This is a genomic window from Bradyrhizobium sp. SZCCHNPS1003 (assembly GCF_032381555.1).
Lineage (GTDB): Bacteria > Pseudomonadota > Alphaproteobacteria > Rhizobiales > Xanthobacteraceae > Bradyrhizobium.
In genome coordinates this window covers 383,746-403,760 of record NZ_JAUHIU010000002.1, presented here as the reverse complement: position 1 = coordinate 403,760, position 20,015 = coordinate 383,746, and the positions used below count along the sequence as shown (strand labels likewise).

19 protein-coding genes are annotated in these 20,015 nt (G+C 66.1%); 11 read left to right on the top strand and 8 right to left on the bottom strand.

Annotated elements, in window-relative coordinates; genetic code table 11:
* Positions 1 to 727 precede the first annotated feature (727 nt).
* From murI to QX126_RS05500, 6 genes are all read left to right on the top strand, one after another.
* Entirely contained in the window at positions 728 to 1,525 is a 798-nt protein-coding gene (murI, locus tag QX126_RS05525; protein ID WP_315776535.1) for a glutamate racemase, read from the top strand.
* 13 nt (positions 1,526 to 1,538) lie between these two features.
* Positions 1,539 to 2,312 (top strand): HpcH/HpaI aldolase family protein, encoded by a 774-nt coding sequence (locus QX126_RS05520; RefSeq protein ID WP_315779759.1) that lies wholly within the window; start codon positions 1,539 to 1,541, stop codon positions 2,310 to 2,312.
* A gap of 293 nt (positions 2,313 to 2,605) precedes the next feature.
* Positions 2,606 to 3,430, top strand: coding sequence for an acyltransferase (locus tag QX126_RS05515; protein ID WP_315779757.1), 825 nt, complete (start codon positions 2,606 to 2,608; stop codon positions 3,428 to 3,430).
* A gap of 214 nt (positions 3,431 to 3,644) precedes the next feature.
* On the top strand, positions 3,645 to 4,262 hold the full coding sequence (gene rpsD / locus QX126_RS05510) for a 30S ribosomal protein S4 (RefSeq protein WP_011925811.1): 618 nt from the start codon (positions 3,645 to 3,647) through the stop codon (positions 4,260 to 4,262).
* A 204-nt stretch (positions 4,263 to 4,466) separates the two neighbouring features.
* Positions 4,467 to 5,021, top strand: coding sequence for a hypothetical protein (locus QX126_RS05505; protein ID WP_315779755.1), 555 nt, complete (start codon positions 4,467 to 4,469; stop codon positions 5,019 to 5,021).
* A 73-nt stretch (positions 5,022 to 5,094) separates the two neighbouring features.
* Positions 5,095 to 6,162, top strand: coding sequence for a threonine aldolase family protein (locus QX126_RS05500; RefSeq protein WP_315779752.1), 1,068 nt, complete (start codon positions 5,095 to 5,097; stop codon positions 6,160 to 6,162).
* Positions 6,163 to 6,165: 3 nt separating this feature from the next.
* Here QX126_RS05500 and QX126_RS05495 read toward each other — a convergent pair whose 3' ends face one another.
* Positions 6,166 to 7,386, bottom strand: a complete 1,221-nt coding sequence (locus tag QX126_RS05495) for a serine hydrolase domain-containing protein (protein WP_315779871.1) — start codon at positions 7,384 to 7,386, stop codon at positions 6,166 to 6,168.
* A 114-nt stretch (positions 7,387 to 7,500) separates the two neighbouring features.
* Positions 7,501 to 7,839, bottom strand: coding sequence for a Grx4 family monothiol glutaredoxin (grxD, locus tag QX126_RS05490; RefSeq protein WP_006609190.1), 339 nt, complete (start codon positions 7,837 to 7,839; stop codon positions 7,501 to 7,503).
* Between the two features lie 306 nt (positions 7,840 to 8,145).
* Between grxD and egtB the strand changes: the two genes are divergently transcribed.
* Together egtB and egtD are read left to right on the top strand one after the other, a co-directional pair.
* Entirely contained in the window at positions 8,146 to 9,396 is a 1,251-nt protein-coding gene (egtB, locus tag QX126_RS05485; RefSeq protein ID WP_315779750.1) for an ergothioneine biosynthesis protein EgtB, read from the top strand.
* 54 nt (positions 9,397 to 9,450) lie between these two features.
* Positions 9,451 to 10,422: an L-histidine N(alpha)-methyltransferase gene (gene egtD / locus QX126_RS05480; protein WP_315776529.1), complete on the top strand. Its 972-nt coding sequence runs from the start codon at positions 9,451 to 9,453 to the stop codon at positions 10,420 to 10,422.
* Here egtD and QX126_RS05475 read toward each other — a convergent pair.
* Together QX126_RS05475 and QX126_RS05470 are read right to left on the bottom strand one after the other, a co-directional pair.
* A complete protein-coding gene (locus QX126_RS05475; protein WP_315774281.1) occupies positions 10,398 to 11,600 on the bottom strand; it encodes a low temperature requirement protein A in 1,203 nt (400 codons plus the stop codon). The two genes, egtD and QX126_RS05475, sit on opposite strands and share 25 nt — an antisense overlap.
* Positions 11,601 to 11,638: 38 nt before the next feature.
* A complete protein-coding gene (locus QX126_RS05470) occupies positions 11,639 to 11,878 on the bottom strand; it encodes a BolA family transcriptional regulator (RefSeq protein WP_315737357.1) in 240 nt (79 codons plus the stop codon).
* Positions 11,879 to 12,129: 251 nt separating this feature from the next.
* On the opposite strand from QX126_RS05470, the gene QX126_RS05465 reads away from it, so the two are divergent.
* Positions 12,130 to 12,495 (top strand): DUF427 domain-containing protein, encoded by a 366-nt coding sequence (locus QX126_RS05465; protein WP_315737356.1) that lies wholly within the window; start codon positions 12,130 to 12,132, stop codon positions 12,493 to 12,495.
* Positions 12,496 to 12,576: 81 nt separating this feature from the next.
* On the opposite strand, the gene QX126_RS05460 is transcribed toward QX126_RS05465, so the two are convergent.
* A complete protein-coding gene (locus QX126_RS05460) occupies positions 12,577 to 12,750 on the bottom strand; it encodes a DUF1328 domain-containing protein (RefSeq protein ID WP_009031962.1) in 174 nt (57 codons plus the stop codon).
* 432 nt (positions 12,751 to 13,182) lie between these two features.
* Between QX126_RS05460 and QX126_RS05455 the strand changes: the two genes are divergently transcribed.
* On the top strand, positions 13,183 to 14,379 hold the full coding sequence (locus QX126_RS05455) for an acyltransferase (RefSeq protein ID WP_315779748.1): 1,197 nt from the start codon (positions 13,183 to 13,185) through the stop codon (positions 14,377 to 14,379).
* Positions 14,380 to 14,679: 300 nt separating this feature from the next.
* Here QX126_RS05455 and purL read toward each other — a convergent pair whose 3' ends face one another.
* Entirely contained in the window at positions 14,680 to 16,887 is a 2,208-nt protein-coding gene (gene purL, locus QX126_RS05450) for a phosphoribosylformylglycinamidine synthase subunit PurL (RefSeq protein WP_315779746.1), read from the bottom strand.
* 196 nt (positions 16,888 to 17,083) lie between these two features.
* On the opposite strand from purL, the gene QX126_RS05445 reads away from it, so the two are divergent.
* Positions 17,084 to 17,566 (top strand): PaaI family thioesterase, encoded by a 483-nt coding sequence (locus QX126_RS05445; RefSeq protein ID WP_315737353.1) that lies wholly within the window; start codon positions 17,084 to 17,086, stop codon positions 17,564 to 17,566.
* Between the two features lie 99 nt (positions 17,567 to 17,665).
* Here the strand turns inward: QX126_RS05445 and QX126_RS05440 are convergent, their stop codons facing one another.
* On the bottom strand, positions 17,666 to 18,403 hold the full coding sequence (locus tag QX126_RS05440) for a tetratricopeptide repeat protein (protein WP_315776551.1): 738 nt from the start codon (positions 18,401 to 18,403) through the stop codon (positions 17,666 to 17,668).
* Between the two features lie 236 nt (positions 18,404 to 18,639).
* Positions 18,640 to 19,896 (bottom strand): DUF1236 domain-containing protein, encoded by a 1,257-nt coding sequence (locus tag QX126_RS05435; protein ID WP_315779869.1) that lies wholly within the window; start codon positions 19,894 to 19,896, stop codon positions 18,640 to 18,642.
* Positions 19,897 to 20,015 lie beyond the last annotated feature (119 nt).

The following is a 20,015-nucleotide window of genomic DNA, read 5'->3' as shown; positions in this document are numbered from 1 at the left end:
ATCCGATGCGCACGGCGAAATCGTGTGGTCCTGGCATCCCGGTGCTGATGCCAAGCTGGCGCTGCAAGTTCGACGAGCGCGCGGGCGACGGGGGCAAGAAAGCCGGTCCCCGGGGAGATCACGTATAAGCCGTAACGCCATCGCGCGGGGAAGGCCGGATGATCCGGCCCGTACCTGTGGTTCCTGCCGCCTGCATTTTTTTCGCAGGCGGGCCATGGGTGCGACCGGCACCCGGCCTTCCCCGCGCCCTCATTCTCGAGAGGGTGATCAGACGAGCAACACTCGGACGCGAAGGCGGGCGCGAGGATGAGATGCTGTGCCTACACCCTCCGCTGTCATTGCGAGGAGCGCAGCGACGAAGCAATCCAGAGTCGTCGCGGGACTCTGGATTGCTTCGCTTCGCTCGCAATGACGCCTTCATCTCCGCGTCGTCCCGGGCAAGCTGCGACGACGCGACAGCGGCGGCGCGGCGCCGACCCGGGACCCATAACCCGCGGCGGACGTGTCAGGCACGCTGGAGCTGGCAGCCTTCGCGCCAATGTCCGCCGGTGGGTATGGATCCCGGCATGCGCCGGGATGACACTGAATGTGTGGCGGCTGCGGCGGCTCACCGATGCATGTTTGAACCTTCGCCACCGCCGCCGGAACACACCCAAGCGCCTCACTCCCGCCAAACCCCGCAGAAAAACCGCCTGATCCCACCTCCCCGATCCGCTACACTCGCCGCGTGAACCACCGCCCTACGATTCTCGTCTTCGACTCAGGCCTCGGCGGCCTGTCCGTGCTGCGCGAGGTGGTGCGCGCCCGGCCGGACGCGCATTACGTCTATGTCGCCGATGACGCCTTCTTCCCCTACGGCCATCACAGCGAGCAGGCGCTGATCGCCCGCGTGGTGCCGCTGATGGGCGAGCTGATCGCCGCGCACCGGCCCGACCTGATCGTGATCGCCTGCAACACCGCCTCGGTGCAGACGCTGGCGCCGCTGCGGGCCGCCTATGCCGTGCCTTTCGTCGGCACCGTGCCGGCAATCAAGCCGGCCTGCGCGCAGTCGCAGACCAGGCGCGTCTCAGTGCTCGGCACCAAGGCCACGGTGGCGCGCGAATACACCCACGCGCTGATCCGCGACTTCGCGCAAGGCTGCACCGTCACATTGGTCGGCTCGCCGGATCTCGCGTCGCTGGCAGAGGCCGCGCTTAGCGGCACCCAGGTCAGCGATGCGGCCATCGCCGCCGAGATCGCGCCCTGCTTCGTGGGCGACGCCGCCGATCCCACAGGCCGGACCGACACGGTCGTGCTCGCCTGCACGCATTATCCGCTGCTGCTCGACCGGCTCGAACGCCTCGCGCCCTGGCCCGTCACCTGGATCGACCCGGCACCCGCCATCGCGCGCCGGGTCGCCGACCTGCTAGGCCCGCCGGCCAGCGGCCCCGACGATGGCGGCGCCACCATGATCTTCACCTCGAACAAGCCACATCAGCTCGGCCGCGCGCTCACGCCCTATTTCGGCGGCCGCGTCCCGGCCTGACGGAGACCGTCCGATGTCCACAGCGCCCCAACCGCTCAACCGCCTCAAGCAGGCCTGGCGCGACAAGCGGCCGACGTTCGGCGCCATCGCCACCATCCCGAGCATCCAGACCGTGCGCATCATGGCGCAGTCGCTCGACTGGATCATCGTCGACCTCGAGCATGGGCCGATCGATCTCTCGACGGCGCATGCGATGATCACGGCCACCGCAGGCACGCCCTGCGTGCCGCTGGTGCGCATCGCCGCCAACGAGCCGCATCTCGCCAAGGCGCCGATGGACCTCGGCGCGCTCGGCATCAACTTCCCGATGATCTCGAGCCGCGCGGACGCCGAGAAAGCCGTGCGCAGCGTGCGCTACCCGCCCCACGGCGACCGTCTGTGGGGTCCGTTCCATGCGCCATTCCGCTGGAACGTGTCGATGGCCGACTACATGGCGACCGCCGACGACGACATGGTCTGCATGGTGACGATCGAGCACGTCGAGGCGGTCGAGCGCATCGACGAGATCATGGCCACCCCTGGCATCGACATTGCCGTGATCGGTCCCGGCGACTTGGCGACCTCGATCAACAAGCGCGGCCAGCTCGATGATCCCGAAGTGAAATCCCTGATCGCCCGCGCCGAGGCCGGCATCCTCAGATCGGGCGTGCCGATCGGCGGCGCCGCGCGCTCGGCTGAGCAGGCCAATGCAATGATTGAGCGCGGCTACCTGGCGCTGGCGCTCGGCTTCGACTGGTCCTTGTTCCAGCGCGGCATTGCCGCGAGCTTCGAGGGGATCAAGCGCTAGAGTCGGCGGCCGGCTTGGGCCGGTCCTTCACGTTCCAAACAAAGAACAAGAGTTGGGGGGAACACCATGATGAAGAAGACGATTCTCGGCCTGTCGCCGGCCCTGCCCGGGCTCGGGGTGGTCGACAAGACCAAGCCGCTCGCCTCGCCGGCGCCCTGACGCCCAAACGAGGCGTTTGCTGCACGGCGCCCCGGTGCTAACAGAGGCCCGCCACCGGCCCAGGCCGGGAGCCACCAAGCAACGGCCACGCGAGACGGCCAAGACAGAAACCAGCGGGAGCGATCGATCTCACGATGCGCGGAACAACCAAGCCGATCTCGCTGCACCGCCGTCTGATCATCGATCTGATGCATGCCTCGCGTGACGTGCCGTTCGTGTCGCTGGCGCGTACGATCCATATCGGCCCGCTGCTCGAGGCCCGCGCCGCGGCCGTCCGTCCGCCCGGTTTCGCCGCGATCTTCGTCAAGGCGTTCGCCCTGGTCGCCCGCGACGAGCCGGTGCTGCGCACGCTCTACGTCAAATGGCCCTGGCCCTGCTTCTACGAGCTGCCGCGCAGCGTCGCCACCGTCACCATCGCCCGGGTCGAACATGGTGAGGATTGCGTGCTGCCGCAGCGCATCTCCGGGCCGGAGACCATGACCCTGGCCGAGATCGATGCCGTGATCCGGCAGGGCAAGGAGGCGCCGGTCGAGGACGTCGCCATGTTCCGCAAGATCATGCGGGCGACCCGGCTGCCGTTGCCGCTGCGCCGGTTCGCCTGGTGGGTCGGGCTCGGCTTCGGCCGGCAGCGGGCCAACTGGTTCGGCAATTTCTCCGTGACCAGCGTCGCCGCCTGCGGTGGCGGCCAGCTGCTGGCCCTGAGCCCGGGACCGTTCATCGTCAATTACGACGTCATCCAGCCCGACCATACCCTGGCCATCCTGATCCGCTGGGACCACCGGGTCACCGACGGCGCCATGATGGCCAGGACCGCAATCCGGCTCGAGCAGGTGCTGAACGGGGAGATCGCGGCCGAGCTGAAGGCCGGAACCCCGTGCGGCCGTGGGCCGGCGGAGGCCGTACCCGGATTCCCGGCTGCGCGGCAGAAAATTACCGTTGCGGGAGAGCCGCAGCGGTGATTCGCCGGCAAAAGCGCCGGTTGCGGTTTGACAAGTCGGCAGGTTCTCCCGTAGAACCCGCCTGCTCGCGGGCCGGTTTCGGCCCGCGTTGCGTTTCGCGACCCGTGGCCTTCATCCCTTCATGCTTTGGGGATGGGCCTGTCGGTGGACCGGATTTCCCGGACACACAGGAGGGCGCGTTTCCTCAAACCCTAACTTAATCGAAGAGGACGCGATGACTAAGCGCAGTGAGGCGAAGTACAAGATCGATCGCCGCATGGGCCAGAACATCTGGGGCCGCCCGAAGAGCCCCGTCAACCGCCGCGAATACGGCCCCGGCCAGCACGGCCAGCGCCGCAAGGGCAAGCTTTCCGACTTCGGCGTGCAGCTGCGCGCCAAGCAGAAGCTGAAGGGCTATTACGCCAACATCTCCGAGCGCCAGTTCCACGGCATCTATGTCGAGGCCGGCCGTCTCAAGGGCGACACCGGCGAGAACCTGATCGGCATTCTCGAGCGCCGGCTCGACACCGTCGTTTTCCGCGCCAAGTTCGTCTCGACCATGTTCGCCGCGCGCCAGTTCATCAACCACGGCCACATCAAGGTGAACGGCCGCAAGGTCAACATCGCGAGCTACCAGGTCAAGCCGGGCGACGTGATCGAGGTCAAGGAAGCCTCCAAGCAGCTCGCCGTGGTGCTGGAAGCGACCCAGCTCGCCGAGCGTGACGTGCCCGACTACATCGAGGCCGATCACTCCAAGATGACCGCGAAGTTCATCCGCATCCCCGCGCTGTCGGACGTGCCGTTCGCGGTGCAGATGGAGCCGCATCTGATCGTCGAGTTCTACTCGCGCTGATCTTGACCGGACCGCGGTCCGGTCCCATCTGATAATCCGAAGGCCCTGGCACGCGCCGGGGCCTTTCCTTTTTGGGCTTCTTTTCGGATGGGACGAACCGATTCCCGAATGCCACACCTGCCACGAAATCGCCCCAACCTGGGCTGACAGCGAATCCGTCCCGTGATTCACTGTCTGCAGTTGTAAAGTAGCGGGGCGTTCGCCATGGAGTTCAACAGGCGCAATATCATCTTCGGTGCGTTGCCGACCGATGCGGTCGGTGCTCCGCCTCTGCCGCCGTTGCGGGCGCCGCCCTTCAGCGCTTCACCGTTACGCGCACGGCCCTCGGGGATCCGTTACCGATTCAATGACGGCCTCTACCCTTCGACGGTCTTCGACATTCTCGAACGCTCCTGCTGGCACGTCCAGTCCGATGCGACAGCCCATGTGATCCGCCATCTCGGCACCGGGCTCACCTTTGCCGACGCGCAGCTTCGCTATGATCCGTTCGCGCTCGAGCTTCTCCACTGTTTCGACGATTCCCGCGAGCTCGTCGACGAATGGCACACCATGCTGGTCGGCTGGGCCGCGGTGAACATGGGCTGGAACATCCGGCGGCAGCGGCCGGGCGCCGCGCTGCTGCTTTCACCGTCACGGCAGAGCCCGCTCGACTCCTGGGTGTTCGATTGCACCGAGGCGCCGCCGCTGGTGGCCGAGCCGATCGAGACCCGGCCGTTGCGGCGGCCGGACATCTGGCTCAACCCGCCGCGCGCGGCGTAATCGAGGAGGCGTTTTGCGGGGGCGATGCGAGTTGGGTAAGGTCGGGTCGTGATGAGCCGAACGAGGACTGCCGATGTATTACACCCCGCCCCCGCGCGATCCCAAGGCGCCGCCCGTGCGCGTCAATCTGTTGTCGGACACGCAGACCCGCCCGACAGCCGCGATGCGCGAGGCCATCGCGCGCGCCGAGGTCGGCGACGAGCAGATCGGCGACGATCCGACCGTGCATGAATTGTGCGGCCGCGTCGCCGCGCTGCTCGGCAAGGAGGCCGCGGTGCTGATGCCGTCGGGCACGATGTGCAACGTCGCGGCGACGCTGGTGCATTGCCGGCCGGGCGACGAGATCCTCGCGCATGAGACCGCGCACATCATCTCGCGCGAGGGCGGCGCCCATGCCGCGCTCGGCGGTTTCCAGGTGACACAGTTGAAGGGGCCCGACGGCCAGTTCACGCCGGAGACATTCCGCGCCGCGCTGCATCCGCGCTCGCGCTACCAGCCACCGCAGACCGTCGTCAGCGTCGAGCAGACCGCCAATATCGGCGGCGGCACGATCTGGAAGAAGGCTGATCTCGACGAGATCGTCGAGATCGCCAAGGCGAACGGCATGGCGACGCACATGGACGGCGCGCGGCTGCTCAACGCGACGGTTGCCACCGGCATTCCGGCCGCCGAGATGACCGCGGGCTGGGATTCGGCCTGGATCGATTTCTCCAAGGGGCTGGGCGCGCCGATCGGCGGCGTGCTCGCCGGCAGCGCCGCCTTCATCGACGAGGTGTGGCGCTGGAAGCAGCGGCTCGGCGGGTCGATGCGGCAGGCCGGAATCGTCGCGGCAGCCTGCATCTACGCGCTCGATCACCATGTCGACCGGCTCGCCGAGGACCACGCCAATGCACGGGCGCTGGCGCGCGGGCTGTCGCAGATCCAGGGCGTCGAGGTCCAGGAGCCAGAGACCAATCTCGTGTTCTTCAAGCCCGACGGCTCCGGTGTGCCCGGCGACAAGATGGTGACCGAGCTGCGCAAGCGCGGCGTGCTGCTCGCGATGATGGACGGCCGCATCCGCGCCTGCACCCATCTCGACGTGACCGCAGCCATGATCGAGGAGACCATCGGCCATGTCCGGGAGATCGTGCGCGGAGCATGAGGATCATGGTGCGAGCGCCGCATAGACCAGCCGCCGCACATCGCTCGCGATGCGGCCGCGCTGCGAGGGCGCCTGCATCATGACGATGACGAACAGGTCGTCGGCGGGATCGATGAAGAAGAACGTCCCGCCGACGCCGTCCCAGCCATATTCGCCTGATGGCACCGGAGGCTTCTGCGTGATGCGCATGGAGAAACCCAAGCCGAAGCCGCTGTCGGCGCCGGGAAAATAGAGGTCGTCACGACGAATTCCCGCCCCAACGACATGATCCCGCGTCATGACCGCGACGGTCTCAGGCTTGAGATAATAGCGGCCGTCAAGCTCACCGCCGTTCAGCAGCATCTGAGCGAACCGCGCGTAGTCGGAGATGGTGCTGATCATCCCCGCCCCGCCCGACTCCCAGCGTCTGGGCCGAATGGGATCGTCGATGCCGGCGATCGGACGATCGAACCAGTCGCGCGGCGACGGTTCGGCGACGCGGCTACGCTGGCTCGGGTCGGCGAGGAAGAACGCCGTCTCGCGCATGCCGAGCGGCCCGAGCAGCCGCTCCTGCTCGAACTCATAGAGCGAGCGGCCGGAGACGATTTCGATCACCCGCCCGAGCACGTCGGTCGAGTGGCCGTAGTCCCACACCGTGCCAGGCTGCTCGGCCAGCGGCAGCCTGGCGAGGCGCTCGACGAAGGTGGCGTTGTCGATGTCGCCGTCAAACAGAGGCGCCTTCGCATAGAGCCGGCGCACGGCCGTCTCGCCATAAAAGCCGTAGGTGATGCCGGAGGTATGGCGCAGCAGATCGCGGATGGTGATCGGGCGCGCCACCGGAGCAGCGCCGACCCTCACGTCAGCGAAGGCGGGAATGTAGCTCGCCAGCGCATCATCGAGCTTCAGCCTGCCGTCATCGACCAGCATCATCGCCGCCACCGACGTGACCGGTTTCGACATCGAGTAGATGCGGAAGATCGCATCCTCCGTCATCGGCGCGCGCGTCGCGGGATCGCGAACACCGAAACACTGCAGCAGGACAGGGCTGTCGTGCTGCTGAATCAGCACGACCGCGCCCGGAATGTTGCCGGCGGAGACTTCGTCGCGGAAATAGGTCGGGACCGCCTCGAGGCGCCGCCGGTCGAGATCGCGCGGCGACTGTGCGCCTGCGCGGGCCAGGCACGGCAGCATGGGCGCCGCGAAGAGTGCGCCGAGCAACGCGCGTCGCGAGACGAGGCCGTCCATGACGCCAGCCCCGCCCGTCAGTCTTGCTCTCGACATCGCACGCTGCCGCGCCGTGCCATCAACGCGGCGCCGACAATCCCGTCAGCGCTGCGTTGGGGGATGTCCGCGGATAGCTCAGGCCGAGGCCGCCGTGCCGACCGGGATGCCCTTGTCGGTGAACAGCTGCTGCAGCTCGCCGCTCTGGAACATCTCGCGGACGATATCGCAGCCACCGACGAACTCGCCCTTCACATAGAGCTGCGGAATCGTCGGCCAGTTCGAGAACGTCTTGATGCCGTTGCGCAGCTCGGCAGATTCGAGAACGTTGAGGCCCTTATAGCCGACGCCGACGTGGTCCAGGATCTGCACGACCTGGCCGGAAAATCCGCACTGCGGAAACTGCGGTGTCCCCTTCATGAACAGGACGACGTCGTTCGACTTCACTTCGTTGTCAATGAATTGCTCAATGCTCATCTTCGCTTCCTCTAGGGCGCCTCAAGGAACGCCTGGGGCTCGGTGCCGCGCGGGTCGCCGCCGGACAGATTTCGTCCAGAGCCGACCGTCACTGTCTTATATGTAGCGCAAACCGTTGTTCAGCCAAAGTAAAATGCCGAGGATCAGTCCGCAACACAGTCACCCGGCCGGACCATAGGCTGATGGCAGCAATATTATAGCCGCCACGAGGGTTTCATCCCGTAACCAAGCCCCTATCTAGGACGAACCGCCCAAAAGGAACTTGTTCCGTCGAACATCGTTTTCTCCCGGCAAACGGAGACCCTCGTGACCAGTTCAGCGTCCGCCACGGCCCCGCATCAGATCACCGCTGCGCAAACCCCTGGGCCGGGTCGCCTGGCCGGCAGTCTGATCGAGGCGTATCTCGCGGTCCGGAACGAGACCGAAGCCCGGGCGGCCCCGCTGACCCCGGAAGACCAGGTCATCCAATCGATGCCGGACGCCAGTCCGGCCAAATGGCATCGCGCCCATACCACTTGGTTCTTCGAGCAATTTGTGCTCGGCGCGCACTGCCGAGGATATGCCCCTTTTCACCCCGATTATGCCTTCCTGTTCAACTCCTATTACGTCAGTGCGGGCCCGCGCCACACGCGGGGCGAGCGGGGCCTGATCACCCGCCCGGGGGTGGCCGAGATCACGGCGTACCGCCGGCATGTCGACGCGGCCATGGTCGACTTCCTGGACCAAGCCGATGCCGCGACCTTGGCAGCCGTGGCGCCGCTCGTGGAGGTCGGCCTCAATCACGAGCAGCAGCACCAGGAGCTGATGCTGACCGACATCCTGCATGCGTTCGCGCAGAATCCGACGGCGCCGGCCTACGATCCATCGTGGACATTTCCGTCCCCAACGGACCGGGGCAAGGATTGGGTCCACCTCCCCGAAGGCATCCACACCGTCGGGCACGCCGGCGATGGTTACCATTTCGACAATGAGGGGCCGGCGCATCGGGCGCTCGTCGGGCCGGTCGGGATCGCGCGCAATCTCGTCACCAATGCCGAGTGGCTCGCCTTCATGGATGACGGCGGCTACCGGACCGCCACGCTCTGGCTCATGGACGGCTTCGCTGCCGCCAGCCGCGAGGGCTGGCAGGCTCCCGGTCATTGGTACAAGGTCGAGGGCGAGTGGCGCATCATGACGCTGGGCGGATTGACGACCGTCGATCCCGACGCAGCCGTCTGCCACGTCAGCTACTACGAGGCTGATGCGTTCGCGCGCTGGCGCGGCAAGCACCTACCGACCGAGATGGAATGGGAGGTCGCCGCGCGTGGCAACCAGCTCAACGATGCCTTCGGCACCGTGTGGCAATGGACCCGCAGCGCCTACAGCCCCTATCCCGGCTATCGTGCCATCGAAGGCGCGCTCGGCGAGTACAACGGCAAATTCATGGTCAATCAGCTGGTGCTGCGCGGCTCATCGCTCGCGACGCCGGCAGGCCACAGCCGCGTCACCTATCGCAACTTCTTCTATCCGCATCATCGCTGGCAATTCACCGGGCTCCGGCTCGCCGACTACGCCTGATCAACCCACATTCGCTTCCCGACAGTCGCGCCCGTGCGCGTCCAGGAGAGTATCATGAACGTGCACGTCAACACGTTGTCCAACGCTCACCTTCCCGACGCCGAGACGTCGGCATTCGCGCGCGATGCGGTCGCAGGCCTCGCGCAGCAGCCCAAGCAGCTGTCGCCGAAGTATTTCTATGACGCGGCGGGATCGGATCTGTTCGAGCAGATCACGCGGCTGCCGGAGTACTATCCGACCCGCACCGAGCTCGGCATTCTCAGGGATCGCGGCGCCGAGATCGCTGCGATCATTCCCGATGAGGCGGCCTTGGTCGAGTTCGGCGCCGGCGCCACCACCAAGGTGCGGCTGCTGCTGGAAAGCTGCCGCTTTGCGGCCTATGTGCCGGTCGACATCTCCGGCGAATTCCTGACCGCACAGGCCGACAGCCTGCGCCGCGACTTCCCGCAGCTCGCCGTGCACCCGGTCGTCGCCGACTTCACGACGGCGTTCAAACTACCCGAGGCCATCGAAGGCAAGCCGAAGGTCGGCTTCTTTCCGGGATCGACGATCGGCAATTTCGAGCCGCACGAGGCCTGCCGCTTCCTGCGCTCAGCGCGCGAGATCCTAGGGACCGGCGCGCTGATGATCGTCGGTGTCGACCTGGAGAAGGACGAGCGCGTCCTGCATGCCGCCTACAACGACGCGGCCGGCGTGACCGCGCGCTTCAATCTCAATCTGCTGTTGCGGATGAACCGGGAGCTCGGCGGCAATTTCGACCTGTCCGCCTTCGTCCACCGGGCGATCTACAATCGCGAGCAGCACCGCATCGAGATGCATCTGGTGGCGCGGAAGCCGCAGACTGTACGGCTGCTCGGCACCACCCTCTCGTTCCGCGCCGGTGAGAGCATCCACACCGAGAACAGCTACAAATACAGCATCGAGCGCTTCGGCGCGCTGGCCCGTGGTTCTGGCTGGAAAGTCCGGACCGTGTGGACGGATGCCGAGAAGATGTTCTCGGTTCAGGCGCTCGTCGCCGAGGCGTGAGGCTCTGGCTTCGATCGCAGCGACAGCGTCTCCCACAAGGCGACGATCGCCAGCAACGCGCTCGTCAGGGCCGAGAGCACGAGAGGCGACAGTTCGGTCGCGAACCAGCCGAGCCCGATCAGCGCCAGCAGTCCAGCGCCGTGCGACAATTGCAGGAAACCGCGGATGTTGAACTTGAAGAGGATGGTCCCGAGCAGAAACACGAACGGACCGCCGATCGTTGTCGCCGCCGTATTCAAGTCGGCATGCCCGAGCGGGTGCTTCAGGACGATCTCGTCCGACACGGCCGACACGATGATGCCGGCGACGATCGGCATGTGCAAGTAGGTGTAAGCCGAGCGCGCCATCAGCCCGGATTGCGCCGACTGCGAAATCACCTCCGATCCCGCCTCGGCACCGCGGTTGAAATACACCGCCCACATCGCCACCGTGCCGATGAAGGCGCTGGCGAAGGCGGCAATGTTGGCTCCGGTCCAGTCGAGCTCGGCAAAGGTCGCGCCGGTGACGACGATGGATTCGCCGAGCGCGATGATGATGAACAGCGCACAGCGCTCCGCCATGTGGCCGCCTTCGACCATCCAGTCCTCCACGGTGGATGCACCCAGCCCGGGGACCCAGAAGCGGACGGCCGGCGACACATATTCCAGGGTGAGCGCCGCCCCCCACAGCCCCATCCGCGCCGGGCCCTCGGCAAGGCCGCCGAGCAGCCAGAGCACGGCGGAGGCACTGAGCCAGGAGAGGATGCGGGCGGCGTTGCGGCGGACGGCAGATCGCTGCGGCGGCGTCGCGGTCAACCAGAACGCGGTCCGGCCGACCTGCATGGCGGCGTAGGCCATGGCGAACCACAGGCCGCGGTCGTCGAACGCCCGCGGGATCGACATCGACAGCACGAGGCCCGCCAGCATCAGCGCGAACAAGAGACCTCGGACCAGCGCCTTCTCGGGATCGAGCCAGTTGGTGACCCAGGCGGTGTAGACCCACACCCACCAGACCGCGAGAAACAGGACGGCTGTCTGAGCGGCGCCGAGCGGCGAGAAATGGCCGATCAGATAGTGCGAGATCTGCGTCACCGCGTAGACGAAGACGAGATCGAAGAACAGCTCGACGAACGTGACCCGGCTGTGCCGGTTCGGCTCAATGACGCGAAACAGCGCACCACGCGGATCGTCCACCGCCATCTCCCCCGGATGCGTGCTGCGCGATCTGCAATGAACGGTCAGCGCTGCTCAGGCACGCCGGTCTGCAGCGCCAGAGCGTGCAGCACGTCACCCATCTGGCCGCGCAGCGATTGATAGACGAGCTGATGCTGCTGCACGCGGGATTTGCCGCGGAACGATTCCGAGATCACCGTCGCGGCGTAATGGTCGCCGTCGCCGGCGAGATCGCGAATCGTCACCTGGGCGTCAGGGATGGCAGACTTGATCATCTGCTCGATATCGTGGGCATCCATGGGCATCCCGGTGCATCTCCTTATGTCAGGCAGGCGCCGCATCCCGTGGACGATGTAGCCCGCAGGGCCCGCGGCTTGGCTGCACTCCCATCAGTGGCCCGCCGAGCACGGCGAATCAAGGCGTTCTCGCGGGACCGTGATGGTGAAATCTAGCGCGAACCGCTTTCGAGGTCACGCGCGGAACCACTATATACCGGGATCAAACGAGATACGTCGGACCGGGTGACGCACCCAAAAGGCTGAATCGTGAGGGCGACATGAAGCTTCCAGGACCGGATCACCCGATCACCATCACCCCCAATCCGAAACGTGTGCGGGTGATCGCCGACGGCGCCGTGATTGCCGACACCACCCGCGCGTTGACGCTGAAGGAAGCGAGCTACCCCGCGGTTCAATACGTGCCGCGGGCCGACGTCGACATGGCGGCCCTGCAGAAGACCGATCGTGTCACCCATTGTCCGTACAAGGGGGATGCGAGCTATTTCAGCGTCGTCGCCAACGGCAAGACATTGGACAATGCGATCTGGAGCTACGAGGCGCCCTTCCCGGCGATGACCGAGATCTCGGGCCACCTGGCGTTCTATCCGGACAAGGTGCGGATCGAGGAGATCGCAGTTGATTGAACTGCGGTGACAGCCCGCCGCGCGGCCGGCGCGAGGCCATACCGGCGCGGCGGTCGTTTCGGTCACTGACCTGATGGCGTGCTACACTCTGAAAATCGTAAGCCCCAGAATCAGGAGCACGAGGAAGATCACCAGGAAGATGTAGAACAGGATCCGCGCAATGTCGGCGGAAGCTGCCGAAATGCCGGTGAAGCCGAGAATACCGGCCACCACCGAGATCACGAAGAACAGCAACGCCCATTTGAGAAGTGTCACGGTATGGTCCTCCGGTTCTGCGCCGTGCCGGCGCGGCGCCTCACTAACGATGCCGCGGGGAACCGGTTCCTTCGGCCATCGATCCCGTCGCCGAGAAGTGCGCAACCCACGGCAGTCCCGCCCGTAACTTCGTAGGTCGTCGGTTCGTAAGGATATCGGGAGCGGAAATCGGCAGAGGGTGTGAGAAACCGGCTTGCGGACCGCGGCACTTGCTGATTTGCAGCACCAACGACAACATCTGGTGGTCCGGCGCCGTCATTCGCTCGCTTGCGGGCGTCTCCAGCGAATGACGGTGCCAGACAGTCACACGATCTCATTGAATCATTCCGGCTCGCGCAGCCTTGGACGGCGTTTGCGTGACGCCCCGCGGCGAAGGGGATGCGAACGTCACATCCGCTGCACGGGCCGGGCAGCAGCGACGCTGGGGGGCATATGGTCATATCGGTTACACAATCGGCGGCGGCCGCAAAGGTCGAGCTTCAGGCCCGTCCGCGCGCCCGGGCGCGCAACGCCGCGCTCGATCACGCCCGGACATTCCTGACGCTGGTGGTGCTGCTCCACCACGCCGTGATTCCCTATACCTATTTCGGGCACACCGATCCGACGTCCTTCCTCGGCTTCGATGCCATCGTGCTGGCCACCGACAGCTTCTTCATGGCCATGTTCTTCTTCCTGTCGGGCCTGTTCGTGTGGTCGGGCCTTGCTCACAAGTCGACGCTGCAATTCCTGCGCGACCGGCTGTTGCGTCTTGGCCTGCCCTTCGCCATCGCGGCCCTGACCGTCATTCCGTTTGCCTATTACGCGATCGAGCTGCGCGCCAATCCCGAAGCCAGCTTCGCTGCCTTCTGGTGGAAGACGGTCACGGTCGGTCCATGGCCGAGCGGGCCGATCTGGTTCATCTGGGTGCTGCTGGCGTTCGACACCTCGGCGGCCCTGCTGTACCGCGTCTCGCCGCGCCTGCTGGATCCGATCAACCGGCTGTCGCAGCGCGCCTTCGAGAATCCGGGCGACTTCTTCTTCGTCTTCCTGCTGATCACTGGCGTGCTCTACATCCCGTCCCGACTCTATTTCGGCCCGACCTTCTGGTTCGAGGCCGGACCGCTCTCGGTGCAGGCCAGCCGCGTCTTGCTCTACGCCGCCTATTTCTACGTCGGGGCTGGCATCGGCTCGGCCAATTTCGAACGCGGCCTGCTGGCCGCAGACGGGCAGATGTCGCAGCGCGGACTCGGGGCCTGGATCGTGGTCACGCTCGTGCCCTATGCGCTGCTCTGGGTGCTGATCACGATCAAGCGCCAGGTGCTGGGCAATCCGCCCGTGTTGCCGCAGTGGTACGAGGCGGCCTACGGCTTCTTGTTCGTCATCTTCAGCGCCGCGATCCTGTTCGCGATCCTGTCCTACTTCCTCAACAACCGCCGCTCGGAATTCTCCGTGCTCGATCGCATGCAGGCCGATGCCTATGGCATGTTCCTGGTGCACTATCCGATCGTGCTGTGGATCCAGTACTGGCTGTTCGACCTCAATCTGCCGGCCATTGCCAAGGCGGCGATCGCCTTCGTCGCCACCGTGCTCCTGAGCTGGGGTGCGACGTGGGTGCTGCGGCAGATTCCGGGCGCGAAGAACGTGTTGTAAGGACGATCCTGTCTCCTCCGTCATTGCGAGCAGCGAAGCGACGAAGCAATCCAGACTGCATCCGCCGATGGAATCCTGGATTGCTTCGCTTCGCTCGCAATGACGCCGGGCAAGGCTGCGGCGCTCACGGCAAACTCCCCTGTCGTCCCTGCGAAAGCAGGGACCCATAACCACAGGGCGTCGTTGTTGAAAGAGCTCAACGACCAGCGTGCGTGACCGCGGCCGCGGAGTCTGGGTCCCGGATCGGCGCCGCGACGGCGCCTTGCGCCGTCGTGGCTTGTCCGGGACGACAGGGGTGAGTTAGGCGGCCCCGCCCATGTAGCCGGGCAGCCAGCTCTCGAAGCGGGTCTTGAGCGCAGTGACCTCGACCGACGCCTCGCCAGCGATGGCAAGCGCTGTGCCGCCTGTCGTGCCGATGCGCGTGCACGACACGCCGGCGCCGCGCATCTTGGCAAGCACGCGGCCAGCCTCGGTCTCCGGCACCGTCACGAGATAGCGCGCCTGGTCCTCGCCGAACCAATACGCATGCGGCACGATCGACGCAGGCGCGGCCAGCAGCCGCGCGCCGATCCCGGAGGCCATCGCCATCTCGGCGAGCGCCACCAGCAGGCCGCCGTCGGAGAGATCGTGTGCGGCCGTCGCCGTGCCCGCATGGATCATGCCGCGGACGACATCGCCGATGCGCTTCTCGGCGGCGAGATCGACCGGCGGCGGGGCGCCCTCCTCGCGGCCGCAGATGTCGCGCAGGTAGACCGACTGGCCGAGCCAGCCATGGGTCTCGCCGATCAACAGGATCGCCTCGCCCTCGGCCTTGAACGCGATGCTCGCCGATTTGGTGAAATCATCGAGCAGGCCGACGCCTCCGATCGACGGCGTGGGCAGGATCGCGCGGCCATTGGTCTCGTTGTAGAGCGAGACGTTTCCGGAGACGACGGGGAAGTCGAGCGCGCGGCAGGCTTCCGAAATGCCTTTCAGGCAGCCGACGAACTGCCCCATGATCTCGGGCCGCTCCGGGTTGCCGAAATTGAGATTGTCGGTGATGGCGAGCGGCCGGCCGCCGACCGCGGTGATGTTGCGCCAGGCCTCCGCGACGGCCTGCTTGCCACCCTCGAACGGGTCGGCCTCGCAATAGCGCGGCGTGACGTCGACGGTGAGCGCAAGCCCCTTCGGACCATCCTGCACGCGCACCACTGCGGCATCGCCGCCGGGGCGCTGCACGGTGTTGCCGAGGATCACATGGTCGTACTGCTCCCATATCCAGCGCTTGGAGCACAAATCGGGCGTGGCGATCAGCTTCTCCAACGCCGGGATGATGTCCAGGGGCGACTTGACCTCGCGGGCGTGGATCACCGGCAGCGCCGATGAGGCCACATGCGGACGGTCGTACAGCGGCGCCTCGTCACCGAGCTCCTTGATCGGCAGGTCGGCCATGACGTCGCCGCCATGCTTCACCACGAACCGCTTGCTCGGCGTGGTGTAGCCGACCACCGCGAAATCGAGCCCCCATTTGCGGAAGATCGCCTCGGCTTCCTTCTCCTTCTCCGGCTTCAGCACCATGAGCATGCGCTCCTGGCTTTCGGAGAGCATCATCTCGTAGGCGCTCATGCCGATCTCACGGGTCGGCACGGCATCGAGATCGAGATCGACGCCGAGGTCGCCCTTGGCGCCCATCTCGACCGCCGAGCAGGTCAGGCCGGCCGCACCCATGTCCTGGATCGCGATCACGCAGTCCGCGGCCATGATCTCCAGGCACGCCTCCAGCAGCAGCTTCTCGGCAAAGGGATCGCCGACCTGCACCGTCGGGCGCTTCTCCTCCGAGGAATCGTCGAACTCGGCCGAGGCCATCGAGGCGCCATGAATGCCGTCGCGGCCGGTCTTGGAGCCGAGATAGACGATCGGCATGTTCACGCCGGAGGCCGCCGCATAGAAGATCTTGTCGGCGTCGGCGAGGCCGACCGCCATGGCGTTCACCAGGATGTTGCCGTCATAGCGGGTGTGGAAGCGGGTCTGGCCGCCGACCGTCGGAACGCCGAACGAGTTGCCATAGCCGCCGATACCGGCCACCACCCCGGACACCAGATGCCGGGTCTTGGGATGCTCCGGCGCGCCGAACGACAGCGCGTTCAGGCAGGCGATCGGACGTGCGCCCATGGTGAACACGTCGCGCAGGATGCCGCCGACGCCGGTGGTCGCACCCTGGTACGGCTCGATGTAACTCGGGTGGTTGTGGCTCTCCATCTTGAATACGACGGCCTGGCCGTCGCCGATGTCGATCACGCCGGCATTCTCGCCGGGGCCCTGGATCACCCAGGGCGCCTTGGTCGGCAGTCCCCGCAGATGGATGCGGGACGACTTGTACGAGCAGTGCTCGTTCCACATCGCCGAGAAGATGCCGAGCTCGGTAAAGGTCGGCACCCGCCCGATCAGCTTCAGGATGCGCTCATATTCATCGGGCTTCAGCCCGTGGGCGGCGACGAGCTCGGGGGTGATCTGCGGTTCATTGCGCATGGAGAAATGCCTTTGCCCGTGGGCCGCTGGTCCCTTGAAGCCTGCTTCATAGAAAGATCGCCAGGGCGGGAAAAGGCCTTTTACGGCCCTATTCCGCCCTGTCCAGAGCTTTGGCCCGGACCGCCAGAAGGGATATTTGCAGATTGGCGACCAATCGGATTTAAGACGGTAAATCAACAGTTAAAGGCCCTGACACGTGCACGACCTGTCCCGTTCCGCCTTCGAGAACCGTCCTGGCATCCACATCGCGACCGAAGGCGAGTTCGCCGGCTGGCGGACCTGGATGCGCGACAGCTACGAATCCCACACCGGGCCGTTCTGGCACCGGATGGAGGACGATGGCTCGATCCGCTGCGCCTTCCGGGTCGAGAAGAAGCACCTCAACGGCGGCGGCAACGTCCATGGCGGCTGCCTGATGACCTTCGCCGACTACTGCCTGTTCGCCTTCGCCGCACCGATCATGCAGGGCCCGGGTGTCACGGTCTCGTTCTCGAGCGAATTCCTCGACGCGGCGCGCGAGGGTGAGTTGATCGAGGCCACCGGCGAGGTCACCCGCGCCGGCGCCTCGCTGATCTTCCTGCGCGGCATGCTGCATTCCGGCCCGAGGCCGCTGTTCTCGTTCTCTGGGACCATCAAGCGGGTCAAGCGGCGGACGCCGGAGGCGGCGAACTCGCCGTAGCGGATGATGTCGTAGCCCGGATGAGCGCAACGATATCCGGGGTCTCACGCGCGCTGTCCGTGAACCCGGATTTCGCTTCGCTCACCCGGGCTTCCGGCGTCACCCCGCGAGCTGCTTCTCGGCGAGGGCGATCCACTCGGCCTGCGCCTTGCGCACATGTCGTGGCGCGCGCTTCATCTGGATCAGCAGCTCGGTGAACACGACCTTGGCCTCATCGATCCGGCCGACCAGCTTGAGCAGCGTGCCGTAGCGGACCTTCGCCTCGCTGCCCGGCGCATAGTCCAGCAGCGCCTGGTACTCCTCGATTGCCTCGTCGGTGCGGCCGGCTTCCTGCAAAGCCCGCGCATAGAGCAGATGCGCCTCAGCCGAATTGTAGTCCGGCCAGGCCTTCTGCAGCTCGTCGAGCGTCGCCAGCGCATCCGTGGGGCGGCGGCGCGCGAACTGCGCCTTGGCCTTGCCGAGCGCGAACAGCGGCTCGTGGCCCATCGGCAGGCTCAGGATGTGATCGTAGTGCTGCTCGGCCTCGTCATAGCGTCCGACGGCGACGCATTCCTCGGCCAGCGCCGCGCGGTTGGCGATCGTGTCCGTGATCGCGACACGATCGGACAACTCGCGGTAGTACTTCTCCGGGTCGAGCTTGTTGGCGACGCGCTTGCGCGCCTTCTGGACGTCGTGGCTGCCCAGCCATTCCGGCACCAGCTCGACCACGATGTAGGCGAGCGCGCCGATCAAGGGGACCAGCAAAATGATGAACGCCCAGGGCTGCATCCGCCCGGTACGCGAGGCGTGGTAGATCAGCGAGATCTGAAGAAGTATAATGACGAGTGCAACCGGCACGACGGTCCCCACGGCCAATCCCTACACGCCGACGTTGATAGCGTGGCCGAGCGCGGCCGACAATCCCGCATCCGCCGGCTCAATTGACGATGCCGGTTGGACGCATCGGGACAACGGCCGGTTCAAACAACAGAGCAAGGCTTGTTCAATGGCCGTACGGAAGGCGGTCCTGTCGCGAAAAAGGGCGGAAGCGCGTCGCGCTCCCGCCCTCGAGCCGCCGTCGTATCGCCGCGCTGTTATTGCTGCTGGTCGATGACCTGCACCACCTTCTGATCCCGCGGGTCGACCAGCACGACCTGCTCGCCGATCGCCAGATACTGGTAGTTGGCGAGCTCCGGATTGCTGCGCGCGAGCTCATCGGGCACGCGGCGCAGGCTCAGGCAGCTCGGTCCGGACGAGGTCGATGACGATGTCGTCGAGCCCACAGTGCCTGTCTCGGTGGCGGCGCGGCGCAGGATCTGGCGCTGATCGTCCGACAGCACGATGCGGGTCGAGCTTACGCCGTAGCCACCGCGGTCATAGCCGCGATCGGCGCGCATGCCGTTTTGCGGGATCACGTCGACGATCTCGCGGCTGCGCGGATCGATGATGGCGATCTCGTCATGCACAACCGTATACTCGTAGCCGCGATATTGCGGAACGATGGTGACAATCTCCGACGGCAGCGGACGCGGCCGCACGCGCTCCGGCAGGCGCTCGCCGACATTGATGCGGATGTCGATATCGGTGCGGGCACGGTCGAAGTCGTGATCACGCTTGAGCTGGTCGACCACGCGGGTCTTCTGCTGCTCGTTGACCGAAACCTGCGTGCTCGAGCGGGTGCTGTTGGTCTGGGTCTGGTTGCTGGCCTGCCCGGTCGCATCCGGCTTGCCCGCGGTGGCGCCGGCCGGACCGGTCTGCTGGTTCTGCTGCGCGGTCGTGCTCTTGCTGTCCGTTGCGCCCGGCTGATTGGGCTGCCTGCTGCGGTCGGTCTGCTTGTCGGCCGCCTGGTCCGACGTGCCGGCCTTGCGCTCGTCCTGGCTCTGCCGGCTCTTGTCGATGCCGCTGCGATCGGCCTCGCGGTCGGACTTGCGGTCGGTTGCACCCGACTTGCTCTCGGCCGCGCGATCCTCGCCCTTGCGCGGTTCGTCGGCGCGTCCCTGCTGTTGCTTCGACTCGGCCTTGCCCTTGCTGTCAGACTGCTTGCTGTCAGCCTGGGACCTGGTCTCGGCGCTGTCCTTGGCATCGTGGTCGCGCTGCGCCGAGGCCGGCCCGCGCTCAGCCTTGCTGTCAGCGCCCTGCTTGGTCTCATGCGCCGAGCGCTCCGAGGCTCGCTCCTGCGCCTGCTCGCGCCCGGTCGAGGACGAAGGTTCGCTGCGGCGCAGATCCTGCGCGCTCTGCTTCGCATCGGACCCGGCGCGTTCCGCCGCGGCAGCGCCGCCGCCCTTGGACTCCGCGCCCGGACGGGCCGCCTCGCGCGGCGAGGCCGCGGCCGGGCCACCCTCGTGCTTCATTTCCGATTGCGCTGACGCGGCATTCGCACCCGCGCCGATCGCGAGAATGATGGCGGCAGTTCCCAGCCAATGTTTCGTCGTCATATAAGAACCTCCTTGGTTCATGCCCCATGGAATCG